Here is a 15,732-nt window from a genome sequence, read left to right as displayed (position 1 = left end):
GCGCGCTCAATGCCCGTTCTGATTGTGCGCGGCGGCCGGCGCACTGCTGTGCGAGCTGCCACTGCTGCTGTGCGACGAGCCGCTTTGCGGATGACCTTCCGGTGTGTACGGATGCCCTTGCGGCGCCGGCCGGGCGAAGTCCGGGCGCGCATACGGCTCGTAGGATGGGTTCGGATTCAGTCGCTGCTCCGGCACGAATTGGTGCGAGCGCTGTATCGCTTCGTCACGTTGCTGCTCCAGATCCTGCTCGCGCGGCGCATACGTGCGGGTCGTCGGCTGATAACGCATGGCCTGTTCGACTGCTTGCGCCGGCTGCATTTGCTGTGCCGACTGGAAATGCGGCACCTGCGGCAGCATTGCCGGCGGCGTTGCGGGAGTGGGCATGGCGGGACGCGGTGCCGGCAGCGCCTGGGCATTGCCGCCGTTCGGCGTCCGGCTGACCACCGGCGCGTTCGGATTGATGGTCAGGATGCGCACGTTGGAGGCCGGCTGGCCGGTGCGTGCCGAGGCTGTGCTTATCACCGCCCCGGACGGGCGGCCCACCGCTACCACCTGACGATTGAATCCGCTCGAGGGCAGCGGACGCGCATCCAGCAGCCGCGGCTGGCCGAAGCTGGCGCCACCCGGATGCTGCAAACTCGCCGGTGCGAGCGCCGGCGCCGCGGCGATCTGTTCGGTGCTCAGGTGAACCTGGTTGCTGCGCACATTGCCGGCGCCGGCAAAGGTCTGGGCGGATACAGCGGTAAGCGCTGCCGGCATAGTGCGATAGGCGTAGGCAGCGCCTGGCGCAGGGTGCCCGGCCTGGTACTGGCCGTACTGACGATGAATTGCATCGAGCAGTGCGGCGCGATCCTCGTAGCGCCCGGCGCCGAGGTTGGCGAGGTTCACACCGGCGTAGTAGTTGCGCGAGGCGTGATACCACGGGTTATAGATATCGTGCGGCCCGAGCGGGAACCAGCCCACCGGGTGGCCCGCGCCACCGCCCACAAAGCCCACCAGCGCAGGTGCATAGACTGGCCGCGCCTGCCGCGGTCCCGGGATCCAGCCCCAGTGGTTGCGCACGAACACCCAGCGACCATAGTGATAAGGCGCGAAGCCCCAGGGCAGGTTGTCCACCCAGGTCCAGCCCCAGGGGGCGATCCATACCCAGTGGCCGAAGCGGTAGGGCGCCCAGCCGGCAACGACGTTGACCGGATACCAGATCGCACCGTAATCGGCGTCTTCTTCCCAACTGCCCCAGCCGTCGAGATCGTCGGCGCCCACCATGTCGTTGGATACGTACTGCGTACTGGCGTCGCTGCCCTGGCGGGTATCCAGGGTGCTGCACCACAGGTCGAAGGCGTCGCTGCCGGTGATGTCGGTGACTGTCACATCGGTCAGGGCTGAGCCGGTGAATTGATAGCGGCGTCCGTTGAATACCTGCCGCTGAGCGTTGTTCTCGCCGTATACGGTGGCCAGGTCGTCGTTGACCGCAACCGTCGTGGAGCTGCCATCGGCCGGTACATCGACGCGATAGCTGCCGGGCTGACTGATCACCAGGGCGAGGGTGGGCGTGTCGATCTCATATGTCGCTCCCTCGTCGAGGGTGCGCACGCTGAGATTGAGCGTGCCCTGGGTCAGTTCGAACTGACCGGTCTGCCCGTTTAGATTGAGGATGCCGACATCGCTCTGGCCATCGAGGCGCAGCGCGGCGCCACCCAGATCCAGCTCGCTTCTGGCGCCGGGCCCGCTGGACAGCTTGTCGCCGTTGGTCAACGGCCGATTGATGTCGGCCGCGGTCCAACTGGTACTGCCTGCCGGCAGCAGACCGAGGTCGCCGTTTGCAAAATCGATGCGTGCGACACGCGCGGGTGGATCGTTGGCATCGCTGCCTTGCGCTGCGGTGGATTGGGCGTGAAGCGCGCCGGTGCCGGTCAGCAACAGCAGGGTCAGCAGAAGCCGCCAGCTGGAGTGGGGGAATGCATTGGGAACACGCATGGAGAGCTCCCTGTGATGTCGCGCGAAACGGTCGCGCTTCCGTCAGCGTCCGTGCCTGCGGGAGCGATTATGGTTGCTTGATGTCGCGACAGGCATCTGCCATTTGCACTGTCATGGAACGCGATTCAGCCGCCCGCCATGCGCGGTTCACATGCCGTTGCCGCGACATCTTTCGAGGATTCCAAAAGCACCATGAGCCGGTTACCATCGCCGGACGTTGCGGGTGTAGCTCAATGGTAGAGCTGTAGCTTCCCAAGCTACTGACGAGGGTTCGATTCCCTTCACCCGCTCCAGACTCTTTCCGGCGCCCCACCGAGAGCTTCCAAACCCACAGCGTGAGCTGACATGGCGGACGTGATTACCCTCGGTTGGCGGGAGCGACTGGCATTGCCCCAGTTCGGCATCGCCACCCTCAAAGTCAAACTCGATACCGGTGCGCGCAGCAGTTCATTGCACGTAGACGAACTGGAAACATTTGCGCGTGATGGCGATACCTGGCTGCGCTTCGTGGTCGGCACTGGGCGGCGTTCCGCGCAGCCGGTGCATTGCGAGGCGCAGGCCAGCGATCGGCGGGTGGTGGTCGACACCGGCGGCGGGCGCAGCCATCGCTGGTTTATCCGCACGCAGGTGATGCTTGCGGGTCAGTATTTCGACGTTGACATAAATCTGACTGATCGCCGGCACATGCTATTCCCCATGCTGCTGGGGCGTACGGCGTTGGTCGGGCGCTTTGTAGTCAACCCCGCCCTTTCCTACACGTTGCCACGACCCGCGCACCCGCTGACGGACAAACCATGAAGATCGCCATCCTTTCTCGCAACACGCGCCTGTATTCCACCCAGCGCCTGGTGGAAGTGGCGCGTGAACGCGGCCACGTGGTGCGCGTGCTCGATCCGCTGCGCTGCTATGTGCGGATCGCACCGGGCGAAGTGGAAATTCGCTACAAGGGCAAGGCGCTGCACGATATCGACGCGGCCATTCCGCGCATCGGCACGTCCAGCACCTTCTACGGCACCGCCGTGCTGCGCCAGCTGGAAATGATGGGCGTGTACACCCCCAATTCCTCCGACGCGGTGCTGCGTGCGCGCGACAAGCTGCGCTGCCTGCAGATTCTGTCCGCCCAGGGGCTGGACATGCCGGTGACCGTGTTCGGCGACAACCCCGACGACACCACCGACGTGCTGGACATGCTCGGACCGGCCCCGCACGTGATCAAGCTCAACGAGGGCAGCCAGGGCACCGGCGTGGTGCTAGCCGAAAAGCGCAGCGCCTCGCAAAGCGTGGTCGAGGCGTTCCGCGGGCTGTACGCGAACTTCCTGGTGCAGGAGTTCATCGCCGAGGCGAAGGGCTGCGACCTGCGTTGTTTCGTGGTCGGTAGCCAGGTGGTGGCTGCCATGCAGCGCGAAGCCGAACCCGGCGAGTTCCGCGCCAACCTGCACCGCGGTGGCACCGCGGTGGCGGCCAAGCTCACTGCCGATGAAAAACGCATTGCCGTGAGCGCGGCCCAGGCGCTGGGCCTGGGTATCGCCGGTGTCGACCTGCTGCGTTCCAAGCGCGGCCCGCTGGTGCTGGAAGTGAACGCGTCGCCGGGCCTGGAGGGGATCGAGGCAGCCACCAAGGTGAACGTGTCCGAGTGCATCATCAAGCACCTGGAGCGGCATGCCGGGAAGCTGGTGAAGCGCGAGCGGGCCAACGGGACAAGATGAACCGTTTCCCTATCCGCCCTGTTCTTTCAAGGCTTTAACTGCGCAGTGAGTACGGGTTAACTGTCACGTAACCCCCCCGCCTCTATAAAGGTCCCACTGTTTGTTTGCTCGCCACTTCAATCGCAAGGTCCGGTGACAGCAGACGACGGTATCGGGGCAGTAGCTTCAGCCCGGAAGCAGCGACAAACGTCGTAGCTCCGGGCTTTTTCTTTGCCTGTATTCCTTGCTGCCAGCGTCCGTTCAGCATTCCGCTTAACATTTGCGGCGAGCAATCGTTAAGCTGGGGACTCCTGCGGCCATGCATCGGCCGCGTACCGGGAGAGACGCATGCGCGTTCTGGTTATTGAAGATAACAGCGATATCGCGACCAATATTGGCGATTACCTGGAAGATCGCGGCCATGTAGTGGATTTTGCCGGAGATGGCGTCACCGGCCTGCATCTGGCAGTGGTGCATGACTTCGACGTGATCGTGCTCGATCTCACCCTCCCCGGCATGGATGGCCTGGACGTGGCTCGCAAGCTGCGCCACGAGGCCCACAAGCAGACCCCGGTGCTGATGCTGACCGCGCGCGATGCGCTGGAGCAGAAGCTGGTCGGCTTCGAGTCCGGCGCCGACGACTACATGACCAAGCCGTTCGCCCTGCAGGAACTGGCTGCGCGCCTGGAAGTGCTGGCGCGGCGCGGCAAGGGTCCGCAGAGCCGGGTGCTCAAGGTGGCCGACCTCACCTACAACCTGGACACCCTCACCGTCACCCGCGAGGGCAAGGCGATCCAGCTCAACCCGATCGGCCTGAAGCTGCTGCAGGCGCTGATGGAGGCCAGTCCCTCGGTGGTCACGCGCCAGGATCTGGAACAAAAAGTGTGGGGCGAGGAGCTGCCTGACAGCGACAGCCTGCGCGTGCACATCCACGGCCTGCGTGCCGCGATCGACAAGCCGTTCGAGAAGGCGTTGATCCACACCAGGCACGGCATCGGTTACCGCATGGTCGATCCGGATGCAGTCCAGGCGTAAGTTACGGTTTCGACTGATCGTATCGTTCGCGCTGTTTGGATTTGGCCTCAGCGCGCTGTTTGCCATTGCCTCGCTGTATGTGCGAGCCAAGGTCGAGAACCAGCTCGTCAACGCCAGCTTGCAGAGCGACGTGGACCAGGCGGTGGAGGCCACGCACGCCGACCCCAGCAAGCCGATCGGCTCGCGCCTGATCGATGCCTGGATGTTCAGCGACCGCACCATCTACAAGGCACAGCTGGGCTGGCAGAACCTGGCCACCGGCGTGTACGACATGGAGGACGTGGACAAGGACGGCCGCGTACGCCACTACAAACTTGCCGTTGCGCGCAAATACGGGCTGATCGGTTTCATCAGCTACGACATCAGCCGCGAAGACCTCGGCAAGCGCCAGCTGATTACGTCGCTGGTGGCCTCGGTGGTGCTGTTCAGCCTGCTGTCGCTGGCGATCGGTCTGTGGCTGTCGCGCAAGGTGCTCAAGCCGGTCAGCGAACTTGCCACGCGGCTGCGCGATTTCCGCAAGACCGGTCGTGCCGAGCCGCTGGCGCCGTACTTTGCCGATGACGAAGTCGGCGAACTGGCGCAGGCGCTCGACGAATATTCCACGCGCCTGACCGCGATGGTCGAGCGCGACCGCGAATTCAATTCCGACGTCAGCCATGAGCTGCGCACGCCGCTGGCGGTGATTTCCAGCACCACCGAATTGCTGCAGGGTTCGCCCGATCTGACCGACAAGCTGCGCGAACGCCTCAAGCGCATCGAGCGTGCTTCGCGCCAGGCTACCGAGCTGATCGAAGCCTTGCTGCTGCTTTCGCGCGCCGAGCGCCGTGGCCCCACGCGCGGCGAAACCACCGAGGTGGCGAAGGTGGCCGGCGATGTGATCGAAAGCCAGCGTCCGCAATTGCGCGACAAACCGGTGGAAGTGGAGCTGATCGAAAACGATTCGGTGAGCGTCAACGCGCCGGCATCGGTGCTGTCGGTGGCGCTGACCAATCTGATCGGCAACGCGATCAAGTACACCCTGGAAGGTCGCGTGACGGTGCAGGTGGAAAAAGGCCGCATCGAAGTGATCGACACCGGCCCCGGCATCAAGCCGGAAGACGCCGAGCGTCTGTTCCAGCGCGGTGTGCGCGGCGAGGGTGCGGGTGGCAGCGGTGCCGGGCTTGGCCTGGCGATCGTGCGGCGCCTGTGCGAGCTGTATGGCTGGGACGTGTCGATCAGGCCACGCACCGATGCCAACGGCGCGATCGCCTGCATCGTGTTCGAGCGCGGCGCACGCTGACCCGAAGCATCTGTAGGTTGGGTTAGCGCAGCGTAACCCAACCAATTTGCACGGTAGCGAATAGGGTTGAGTTACCCCTGATCAAACCGGGGGTAACTCAATCCGCGGTCGCACACCTCAGCACTCGATCACATTGACCGCCAGGCCGCCGCGCGACGTTTCCTTGTACTTGTCCTTCATGTCGCGACCAGTGTCGCGCATGGTCTTGATCACCTTATCCAGCGACACGCGATGCTTGCCGTCGCTCTTCAGCGCCATGCGGCTGGCGTTGATCGCTTTTACCGAACCCATGGCGTTGCGCTCGATGCAAGGGATCTGCACCAGGCCGCCGATCGGATCGCAGGTAAGGCCGAGGTTGTGTTCCATGCCGATCTCGGCAGCGTTCTCGATCTGCCACACGGTGCCGCCCAGCGCGGCGGTAAGGCCGCCGGCCGCCATCGAGCAGGCGACGCCCACTTCGCCCTGGCAACCCACTTCCGCACCGGAAATCGAGGCGTTTTCCTTGTAGAGGATGCCGACCGCAGCGGCGGTCAGCAGGAAGTCGATCACGCCGTTTTCGTCGGATTTGGGGCAGAAGCGATGGTAGTAATGCAGCACCGCCGGAACGATACCGGCCGCGCCATTGGTCGGTGCGGTAACCACACGGCCGCCGGCGGCATTTTCCTCGTTGACGGCCAATGCGTAGAGATTCACCCAGTCCAGGATGGTGAGCGGATCCCTCAGCGCGGCTTCCGGCTGGTTGCGCAGTTCCACCGCCATGGCCGGCGCGCGGCGCGTCACTTTCAGGCCGCCCGGCAGCACGCCCGGCGAACGCAGGCCGCGTTCGACGCAAGCCTGCATTGCTTTCCAGATGCTCAGCAGGCCGGCGCGGATATCCGCTTCGCTGCGCCATACCTTTTCGTTTTCCAGCATCAGCTGGGCGATGCTCAGGCCGTGCTGTTCGCACAGCGCCAGCAATTGTTCGCCGCTTTCGAACGGGTAGGGCAGCTCGGTGGTGTCGGCCACGATGCGGTCTTCCGCCGCCTCGTCGTGATTGACCACGAAGCCGCCGCCGACCGAGTAGTAATCGCGCGTGGCCAGCTCGTTGCCTTCTGCGTCGTAGGCGGAGAAGCGCATGCCATTGGTATGGAACGGCAGCTTCTGGCGCTTGTTGAAGATCAGGTCGCGCTTTTCCTCGAAGTCGATCTCGTGCTTGCCCAGCACGCGAATGCGATGGGTGGTGCGCACGCGCTTGAGGATGTCCGGGATGTGATCCGGATCGACCGTATCGGGATGTTCGCCTTCGAAGCCGAGCAGTACGGCCTTGTCGGTGCCGTGCCCGCGCCCGGTCATGGCCAGCGAACCGTAGAGTTCGGCGCGCACGCGCACCACTCGCTCCAGCACGCCTTTCTCTTCCAGCCAGCGCTCGGAGAAGCGCGCCGCGGCGCGCATGGGGCCGACCGTATGGGAGGACGACGGACCGATACCGATCTTGAAGATGTCGAAAGCGCTGACAGCCATGGGTCTACTGCGTTGACGGGGATGAACTGGCTATTCTACGCGGGCCTTTCCCCTGCCGCAGTCTATTCGCCGACGTATGGCCGAGTTCGTTCTCTATCAGCGCGATTACTGCCACCTGTGCGACCAGGCCCTGGCCGTGCTGGCGCAGGCGCGCGCGCCGGATTTCGATAGCGTATGGGTGGATGACAGTGCCGAGCTGGCGGCGCGCTACGGCACGCGAGTGCCGGTGCTGCGCGATCTGCGCAATGGGCGGGAGCTGGATTGGCCGTTCGATGCCGGGCAGGTATCGCACTGGCTGGCCGAGGTGGTGTAGGGCTGCGCGGGTACGCCACTCGGCAAACCGTCATCTCGCCGCACCGTCATCCCGGCGAAGGCCGGGACCCAGTGGCTTGGTGCCGCGAAAGACGCTAGGTCCCGGCCTTCGCCGGGATGACGGTGCGGCGGTAGTGCAGATTCCTGCCAATTACAGTTGCGCATTCCGCCATTCGTAGAATGGCGGCCTTGAGCATGCAGGGCTTTATTTTGCGCTGAGCACCAGGTGCGCCGTCACCTTCACATCCGCGCCGATTACCGAGGTGTCCTTGTACTGCCCGCCGCCGACCCCGAAGTCGAGGCGCTTGAGGCTGCCGGCAACATCCAGCGTGGCGCCGTTGCCTTGCGGCTTGAAGGTCACGTTGAGGCTCACGGGCTTGGTTACGCCATGCAGGGTCAAGGTGCCGTCGGCGATCACCTGGCTGCCCTGCTGGCGGAAGCCGGTGGTGACGAAGTGTGCCTGCGGATACTTGGCGACATCGAAGAAATCCGAGCCGGGCAGGGCGCTGTCGCGATCGTTGTCGCCGGTCTTGGCGCTGGACAGATCCACCGTGACATCGAATTTCGAAGCGGCGAGCTTGGCCGCGTCATAGCTGATGGCGGCGGTCCACTTGCCGAACTGGCCGTCGAAACTGCTGCCCTGGAAGCTGCTGGTGAAGCCCAGCTTGCTGCCCGGCTGCACGGTGTAGTCGGCAGCGCTGGCGGCGAATGGCGCGGCGATGGCCAGCAACAGGGCGAGCGAGCGACAGGAGAGGCGGATCATGGCAGTTTTCCTTCAGTGGATTGGGCGGAACGCACGCGGCCGAACGGCAGCATGCGGCGCAAGACGTTGTCCTGGTCGAAGACGTGATGCTTCAGTGCCGCGCCCACATGGCCGATCAGCACCAGCAGCAACAGATAGAAAAGATATTCGTGCACGGCGTGTGCGGTATGCGCGAGATCGTCGTTCTTCGCCGCCAGCGCCGGCAGGTTGAACAGCTTGAACCATTGCAGCGGATAGCCGTGTACGGAGTTGTAGAACCAGCCGCTCAGCGGCAGCGCGAGGATGAAGCCATACAGCAGCACGTGCGCGGCGTGCGCGGCGAAGCGCTGCCAGCGCGGCGCGGGTTCGTCCGGCGGGGCGCGATCGTACAGGCGCCAGGCCACGCGCAGCGCAAACAGCGCCAGCACGGTCAGGCCGATCGACTTGTGCAGCGCATAGATATTGATCTTGCTCATGGAGGGCGCCATGCCGGTCATCAGCAGGCCCCAGATGCCGTTGCCCAGAATGCCCAGGGCCACCACCCAATGGAAGAACTTGGCCACCGATCCCCACTGCCGGCTGTCACTGCGCAAACTCATGGATGTTCCTTGTTGACGGTGGAGGTCTGACTGTCGCGAATGCCTTCCAGTTCCAGCCAGATCGCCACGTTGTGGCCGATCGCGTTCGGAAACCCGTTGATGCCGAAGGCGGTGCGGTCGAGCGCGGCAGTCGCAGAAAAGCCGGCGATGGTATGCAGGCCGTAGATGGTCTTGCCCACCCGGTTGACGCGGAACGCGATATCCACCGGCTGGCTGCTGCCATGCATCTGCAATGTGCCGTGTAACACGCCGTGGGTGGCGTCGGTGCGCTGCACCGAGGTGCTGGTGAAGTGCGCGCTGGGATAGGTCTTGCAGTCGAGCAGGGAGGCCTTGCACACCGCCTCGTTCCAGGCCGCGTCGCCCATGTCCAGGCTGCGCATGTCGATATCCAGCTCGGTGGCGGAGCGGGTCCAGTCGTCGGGGTCGAAACGCAGCCAGCCGCTGGCGATATGCAATCGCCCCAGCGGCCGCGAGAAGCCGTCGTGATCGATGCTGAAAACAATCTGGCTGTGTACCGGGTCGTAGCGATAGGTGTCGGCGGCGGCATGTGCGGGCAATGCCATGGCGGCCGCGCTGAAAGCGAATGTCAGGGCTGCGTAAGTGGGCGCGCGGTTCATGGCGGGAGTCTGGACGAAAGGCGCTGGCGTCGCCAGCGCAGCACGAGGAACGGATTGTTGCCGGGCCGGCGACAGCGCTCTGCCCCAGGCCATGATGGAAAAGACATGCGGTTAACTCACGGATTTGGCATGATCGGGTCTGTGTGGGACGCGTGAAGGGTGCATCCCGCCTGAAATACCAGGGAGCCCGAGTGTGTCTCTACGTGTTGGTGCGCTGCAGCCGTTTGCACGCGTGCGGGAATCAGTGAGGACGTTTCCGATGCAACGTGGGCCACACACCGATCCTAGACGGGCTCCGGGAGGGTATTAGTGCCGGTTTCCATCTTTGGGCTGGCCCTGCTGCTGGGGGCCGCATCCGGCGCTCCCGCGCCGGCTACTTCCGCGCCCGTGCCCCCGGCTGCCCTGCATGCGCCCGAAGCAGCTCCGCTGCCCACGCCGCAGTTCCGTCGCTACAGCATCGACGACGGCCTGCCGAGCACCTGCGTGTATGCGGTGGCGCAGGATCATGACGGGGCGATGTGGTTCGGCACCAAGAGCGGCATCGCCCGCTTCGACGGCGTGCATTTCCAGGTGTTCCGCCATATCGAGAACGATCCGGATTCGCTCTACAACAACAACATTTCCGCCTTGCTGGTCGACCGGCAGGGCATGGTCTGGGCCGGCGGCCTGGACGGCGGGCTGAGCCGCTACGACCCGGTCACCGGCAAATTCGCACACTGGGGGCACGATCCGGGCAATCCCAACAGCCTGGCCAGCGATGGCGTATGGACGATCGCGCAGACCCCGGACGGCGAAATCTGGGTCGGCACCAATGACGGGCTGGAACGCATGCTGCCCGACGGGCGCGGCTTCGAGCACATCGTCAATCCCCTGCTCGGCCTCTACCCGCGCGATATCGGCGCGGTCAATTCGGTCTACGCCGATCCCAAGGGGCGCCTGTGGGTGGGCTCGGACCGCGGCGTCTTCCGCCGCGATACCGATGGGCAGTTCGTGCGCATCAAGCCGGCCGATCCGAACCAGTCGATGGAAGCGTGGCGCATCGACGGCAATGGCGACGAAGTGCGCCTGTCGACCGAGCGCGGCCTGCTGATCGTGGGTGCCGACGACCAGGCGCGGCTGTTCGGCGCGCCGGTCATCCCGCATGAACTCAATGTCATGACCAGCACGCGCGACGCGGGCGGCCATTTGTGGATCGGCACCCAGCGCGGCATGTATCTGCAACTGCGCCCGGGCGGTCCGGTCACCAGCGTGATCGACCAGCCGCTGCTGTTCGGCAATCTTCCCGGCAGCTGGATCTGGCAGACCTTCGTGGACCGCGAAGGCGGCATGTGGGTGGCCATGCTCGATGGCGGCGTGGCCTATCTGGCGCCGGCCTGGAACAGCTTCAGCCGGTTCACCCATGTGCCCGACGATCCGGCCAGCCTGCGCGATTCGCAGGCCATCACCATGGCGCGCGGGCGCGACGGCCGGCATATCTGGGTCGGCGAGCGCGACGGGCGCATCGACCGGCTCGACCCGGTCACCGGCAATGTCGAGCACATCCTCAGCGACCTGCGCGGTGATGTGGCCGGCATGACCGAAGACGATCATCAACGGCTGTGGATCGCCGTGCAGGGTGCGCTGTATCGCTACGACTACGTGCACAAGCGGCTCGATCAGGTCGACCCGCAGATGACCAAGCTCAACCGTCCGCGCGAAGTAGAACCCGGCCCGGACGGCAAGATGTATGCGCGCACCTTCGGCTACGGCCTGTTCCGCATCGATCCGGAAACCCTGGCGGTAACCGAGATGGCGATGGACAAGCCGACCGAGAAGGTGATGTGGGGCAGCGAGATGATGCTCTACAAAGGCACCTTCTGGTATGCCAGCGATGGCGGCCTGATGTGGTTCGACCAGGCGCGCGACCGCTTTGTCATGGTGCCGGGCGTGCCCACCGGGCAGGTCATCAATGCGTTCGATTTCGATCGCACCGGCATCTGGGTGGTGACCGAAGACGGGCTCACCCACTACCACCGCGAAGGCCAGGGCATGGTGCTCGACCGCACGGTGGATGCATCCAAGGGCTGGCCGTCGCTGCAGGCAGTGGACCTGGACGTGGATTGCTTCGGCCGCCTGTGGCTTTTCAGCGTGGACGGCTTGTGGCGCTTCAATCCTGCGCACGGCAGCTTCCATCAGCTGGGCCTGCAGAACGGCCTGGCGAACGGCGAATTCAGCCGCGGCTATGCGCTGCTGCCGAACGGTTACCTGTATGCCGCCACGATGGGCGGCGTGGTCGGCTTCGATCCGGACAAGCTCGACGCCAAGCCGGTGACGCCGGTGTTGTCGATGACCCAGGTCTCGGTGGTGCGCAAGGGCGTGGCGCAGAACCTGCCGCTGAGTCCGCAGCCGATCAAGGTGGGTTGGCATGACAGCCAGCTGCATGTGCAGGTACGGCTGTTTTCCTACATCAATCCGTGGAACAACCGTTATCGCTTCCGCCTCAATGGCTTCGACAGCGACTGGGTCGACCGCGACAACCATGGCGAGCGCGAATTCACCGGCCTGGGCAGCGGCGACTACACGCTGGAGGTGATGGCGCGCGGTGCATCGGGCGGCTGGATCTCGCTGGATACGCCGCTGCGCATCCATGTGCAGTCGCCGCCGTGGCTGCGCTGGTGGGCATGGCTGTTGTATGCGTGCCTGCTGGTGGCGCTGATCTGCCTGGTGCTGCTGGCATGGCGCCGCCGGCTGGCGCATCGCCACCGCATCCAGCTGGCCGAACAACGGCACCAGATTGCCGAACAGGCGAGTGCGGCCAAGAGCCAGTTCCTGGCCACGCTCAGCCATGAAATCCGCACGCCGATGACCGGCGTGATCGGCATGGCGGAATTGCTGCTCAGCACACCGTTGAACGAAACCCAGCGCGAATACGCCGAATCCATGCAGCGCGCCAGCAATGTGCTGCTGAAGCTGTTGAACGACGCGCTGGACATGGCGCGCATCGAGGCCGGCAAGCTGGTGCTGGAGCCGGCGCCGTTCGATGTGCGCTCGCTGGTGCAGGATGTGGAGCGCCTGCAGCGCAGCGGCGCCAAGGCCAAGGGGCTGGCGTTCGAGGTGCATGTCGACGAAAGCGTGCCTGCCTCGCTGGTCGGCGATGCGCTGCGGATCCGCCAGGTGTTGTTCAACCTGGTCAACAACGCGGTGAAGTTCACCGAGCACGGCAGTGTTTCCATCCAGGTCGGCTGGCTCGATGGCGATCTGTGGCTGGATGTCAGCGATACCGGTCCGGGCATTTCGGAAAACAGCCGCGTGCGCCTGTTCCGCCGCTTCGAGCAGGACGAAGGCCCGCAGCGCAGCGTCGGCAGCGGCCTGGGCCTGTCGATCTGCAGCGAGCTGGTAAATCTGATGGGCGGCAATCTCACGCTGGAATCGGCGCTGGGCAAGGGCAGCAGCTTCCGCGTGCGTCTGCCGTTGCAGGTGGCGCGCGAAGTGAAGCGCGCAAAACCGACCCGGCCGGAGGAATGGCAGGACCGCGCGCTGGATGTGTTGCTGGTGGAAAGCGATGCCACCGCCGCCAATGCCATCCGCGGCATGCTCGAACACCAGGGGCATCGTGTGCGCTGCGCCAGCCATGGCCTGAACGCGCTGGCCGAGCTGTCACAGGAATCCTGCGACGTGATCCTGCTCGATCTGGATCTGCCCGGTATCGACGGCTTCCAGCTGACCCAGCTGATCCGCCAGGGCGAGCACGGCGGCGAGCATATGCCGATCATTGCGATGAGCACGCGCACGCGGGCGGAAGAAGTGGCGCGCGGGCATCAGGTGGGCATCGACGGCTTCCTGCGCAAGCCGCTTACCGGCGTGCAGCTTTCCTCGGCGCTGGTTACCGCCTTGTCGATGCGTTCGGTGACGCAGCAGGAAGCGGATTCGACTTGAACTGGATGACGCCGCGGCGAGCCGCGCGCGTCACATATCGAACTTGTTTACTTCAAAGCCCAGCCGCTGGTATTCGCGCCAGCGCACACGCGAACCGTCGCGCTCGGCCGGATCGGCGGCCACCACTTCGAGAATGCGCTCGCCGTAGCTCTGCGGGCACTGTTCGCACAGATTGATGGTGAGCGGGCGCACGGCGGCCTCGACGCCGGGGGGCGCAATCAGCACCGCGGTATGCGCGTCGTCGTCGTCGCCGGCGAGCTGGTGCGGAATGTAGGCGTCTTCGTCGAAGCTCCACAGCAGATCGTCCAGCGCTTCGGCCTGGGCGAAATCGCGGGTGAGGATCAGCGTGGGTTGCTGCGCGGCAAACGCGCGGCGGGCCAGCTCGCAGACCAGCAGCAGGGGCTGCTCGCTGAAGCGCGGCTTGGCGATCAGATAGAAGTCGGCGCGTGGCATGGCTGTGCGTGGCAATGGAGTGGCGCGAGCCGCAGCACCAGGCTGCCGCTCGCGCCCGGCGCGCTTACTGCGCGCTCCGGTCGATCAGCCACTGTGCCAGCAGCGGCACCGGGCGGCCGGTGGCCAGGCCCTTGCGGCCTTCGTCCCAGGCGGTGCCGGCGATATCCAGGTGCGCCCAGCGCTGGCCTTCGGTGAAGCGCGACAGGAAGCAGCCCGCGGTGATCGCACCGGCATTCTTGCCGCCGATGTTGGCAACGTCGGCGAAGCCGGAATCGAGCTGGGCCTGGTAGTCGTCCCACAGCGGCAGGCGCCAGGCGCGGTCGAGCGTGTTTTCACCGGCGCTGAGCAGCTCTTCGGCGAGATCGTCATGCTTGCTCATCAGGCCGCTGGCGTGCTTGCCCAGCGCGATCACGCAGGCGCCGGTCAGCGTGGCGGCGTCGATCATGCTTTTCGGCTGGAAGGTCTGCGCGGTGTAGGTGAGCGCATCGCACAGGATCAGGCGGCCTTCGGCATCGGTGTTGAGCACTTCGATGGTGATGCCGGCCAGGCTGGTCAGCACGTCGCTGGGGCGGTAGGCGTCGCCGTCGGGCATGTTTTCCACCGCCGGCACCACGCAGACCAGGTTGAGCTTCAGGCCCATCTTCACCGCCGACACGAACGCGCCGAGCACACCGGCCGCGCCGCCCATGTCGAATTTCATTTCTTCCATGCCCGGGCCGGGCTTGAGGCTGATGCCGCCGGTATCGAAGGTGATGCCCTTGCCGACGAAGGCGTAAGGTTTTTCGTCCGCCGCGCCGCCCTTGTATTCGAGCACTACCAGCTTGGGCTTGTTGGTCGAGCCGCGGCCGACCGCGAGCAGCGAACCGAAGCCCAGCCGGGCCATTTCCTCGTGGTCGAGCACCTGGCAGCTCACGCTGTCATGGCCCTCGGCGAACTTCACCGCCTGGTCGGCGATGTAGGCGGGATTGCAGATATTCGGCGGCAGGTTGGCCAGGTCGCGCGCAAAGCGCACGCCTTCGGCGATGGCCGTGGCCTGCTCGATGCCGACCTGGGCATTGTCGTCGCCGGCAAATGCCAGGCTGCCCAGCTCCGGCTGGCTCTTGTCGCGCGGCTTGAGCGTGGCGGTGTAGCGATAGGTTGCATGATCGGCGGCCAGCGCGGCGGTGCGCGTGCGCCAGGCGCTGTCGCGGCCGGGCACGTCGACGTCGGCCAGGAAGGACACGGCGCTGTCGATCGGCAGGCGCGCCACTGCGCGCGTGGCTTCCAGGTTGATCTTCTGGAAGCGCGCGCCGTCGAAGGTCTTCTGCGTGCCCAGGCCGACCACCAGCACGCGCTTGGCCTTGACCCCCTCCGGTGCGAACAGCAGCGTGGTCGACCCCGCCTTGCCGTTGATGTCGCCGCTTTCCACCTGGCGCTTGATCGCACCGCCGGCGGCGCTGTCCACCCGCGCGGCGGCGCTGGTGAGCAGGCCGTTTTCGTAGACGCCGACCACGATGCACGGGGTTTCGACGGTTTCGGGGGCGGCGGAGGCCAGACTGAATTGAAGCGTCATCGTCATTTCCTGCGGGAGGCCGGCGCGCAACGAACCGGCTAGACTTAGGGTTTGCCTTTCCACGTG

The 15,732-nt window shown here is 65.2% G+C and carries 13 protein-coding genes and 1 tRNA gene; 7 read left to right on the top strand and 7 right to left on the bottom strand.

The window, feature by feature from the left end; all coding sequences use genetic code 11:
• Positions 1-6 precede the first annotated feature (6 nt).
• Positions 7-1,977, bottom strand: coding sequence for a DUF6600 domain-containing protein (locus tag IGX34_RS00850; RefSeq protein WP_192553772.1), 1,971 nt, complete (start codon positions 1,975-1,977; stop codon positions 7-9).
• 219 nt (positions 1,978-2,196) lie between these two features.
• Here IGX34_RS00850 and IGX34_RS00845 point away from each other — a divergent pair.
• The 5 genes from IGX34_RS00845 to IGX34_RS00825 all read left to right on the top strand — a co-directional run bounded on the left by IGX34_RS00845 (position 2,197) and on the right by IGX34_RS00825 (position 5,976).
• Positions 2,197-2,270 (top strand) — tRNA-Gly (locus IGX34_RS00845).
• Positions 2,271-2,322: 52 nt separating this feature from the next.
• Positions 2,323-2,775 (top strand): ATP-dependent zinc protease family protein, encoded by a 453-nt coding sequence (locus IGX34_RS00840; protein WP_192553771.1) that lies wholly within the window; start codon positions 2,323-2,325, stop codon positions 2,773-2,775.
• Positions 2,772-3,683, top strand: a complete 912-nt coding sequence (gene rimK, locus IGX34_RS00835; RefSeq protein ID WP_192553770.1) for a 30S ribosomal protein S6--L-glutamate ligase — start codon at positions 2,772-2,774, stop codon at positions 3,681-3,683. The genes IGX34_RS00840 and rimK overlap by 4 nt, the downstream gene beginning before the upstream one ends.
• A 327-nt stretch (positions 3,684-4,010) precedes the next feature.
• Entirely contained in the window at positions 4,011-4,697 is a 687-nt protein-coding gene (locus IGX34_RS00830) for a response regulator transcription factor (protein WP_192553769.1), read from the top strand.
• The gene (locus IGX34_RS00825; protein WP_192553768.1) at positions 4,681-5,976 is read left to right on the top strand and encodes a sensor histidine kinase; all 1,296 of its coding nucleotides are present in this window, start codon (positions 4,681-4,683) and stop codon (positions 5,974-5,976) included. Before IGX34_RS00830 ends, IGX34_RS00825 begins: the two co-directional genes overlap by 17 nt.
• Before the next feature lie 117 nt (positions 5,977-6,093).
• On the opposite strand, the gene IGX34_RS00820 is transcribed toward IGX34_RS00825, so the two are convergent.
• The gene (locus IGX34_RS00820; RefSeq protein WP_192553767.1) at positions 6,094-7,476 is read right to left on the bottom strand and encodes an L-serine ammonia-lyase; all 1,383 of its coding nucleotides are present in this window, start codon (positions 7,474-7,476) and stop codon (positions 6,094-6,096) included.
• A 76-nt stretch (positions 7,477-7,552) separates the two neighbouring features.
• Here IGX34_RS00820 and IGX34_RS00815 point away from each other — a divergent pair, with 76 nt between their 5' ends.
• Positions 7,553-7,789 (top strand): glutaredoxin family protein, encoded by a 237-nt coding sequence (locus IGX34_RS00815; protein ID WP_192553766.1) that lies wholly within the window; start codon positions 7,553-7,555, stop codon positions 7,787-7,789.
• Positions 7,790-7,993: 204 nt separating this feature from the next.
• On the opposite strand, the gene IGX34_RS00810 is transcribed toward IGX34_RS00815, so the two are convergent.
• From IGX34_RS00810 to IGX34_RS00800, 3 genes are read right to left on the bottom strand one after another with little or no spacing between them, the layout of a single operon-like run.
• Positions 7,994-8,551: a YceI family protein gene (locus IGX34_RS00810; RefSeq protein WP_192553765.1), complete on the bottom strand. Its 558-nt coding sequence runs from the start codon at positions 8,549-8,551 to the stop codon at positions 7,994-7,996.
• Positions 8,548-9,129, bottom strand: a complete 582-nt coding sequence (locus IGX34_RS00805) for a cytochrome b (RefSeq protein WP_192553764.1) — start codon at positions 9,127-9,129, stop codon at positions 8,548-8,550. The genes IGX34_RS00810 and IGX34_RS00805 overlap by 4 nt, the downstream gene beginning before the upstream one ends.
• Complete coding sequence (locus IGX34_RS00800) at positions 9,126-9,746, bottom strand: YceI family protein (RefSeq protein WP_338015392.1); 621 nt, start codon at positions 9,744-9,746, stop codon at positions 9,126-9,128. The genes IGX34_RS00805 and IGX34_RS00800 overlap by 4 nt, the downstream gene beginning before the upstream one ends.
• 309 nt (positions 9,747-10,055) lie before the next feature.
• Here IGX34_RS00800 and IGX34_RS00795 point away from each other — a divergent pair, with 309 nt between their 5' ends.
• On the top strand, positions 10,056-13,661 hold the full coding sequence (locus IGX34_RS00795) for a hybrid sensor histidine kinase/response regulator (protein ID WP_338015391.1): 3,606 nt from the start codon (positions 10,056-10,058) through the stop codon (positions 13,659-13,661).
• A gap of 30 nt (positions 13,662-13,691) precedes the next feature.
• Here IGX34_RS00795 and IGX34_RS00790 read toward each other — a convergent pair whose 3' ends face one another.
• On the bottom strand, positions 13,692-14,114 hold the full coding sequence (locus IGX34_RS00790; RefSeq protein WP_192553763.1) for a DNA polymerase III subunit chi: 423 nt from the start codon (positions 14,112-14,114) through the stop codon (positions 13,692-13,694).
• A 64-nt stretch (positions 14,115-14,178) separates the two neighbouring features.
• Positions 14,179-15,666, bottom strand: coding sequence for a leucyl aminopeptidase (locus tag IGX34_RS00785; RefSeq protein ID WP_192553762.1), 1,488 nt, complete (start codon positions 15,664-15,666; stop codon positions 14,179-14,181).
• Between the last annotated feature and the right edge of the window lie 66 nt (positions 15,667-15,732).

This window comes from Dyella acidiphila (assembly GCF_014863405.1).
Lineage (GTDB): Bacteria > Pseudomonadota > Gammaproteobacteria > Xanthomonadales > Rhodanobacteraceae > Dyella_B > Dyella_B acidiphila.
Note: the sequence above shows the minus strand (reverse complement) of the source record. Positions and strands in the feature narration are given on the sequence as shown.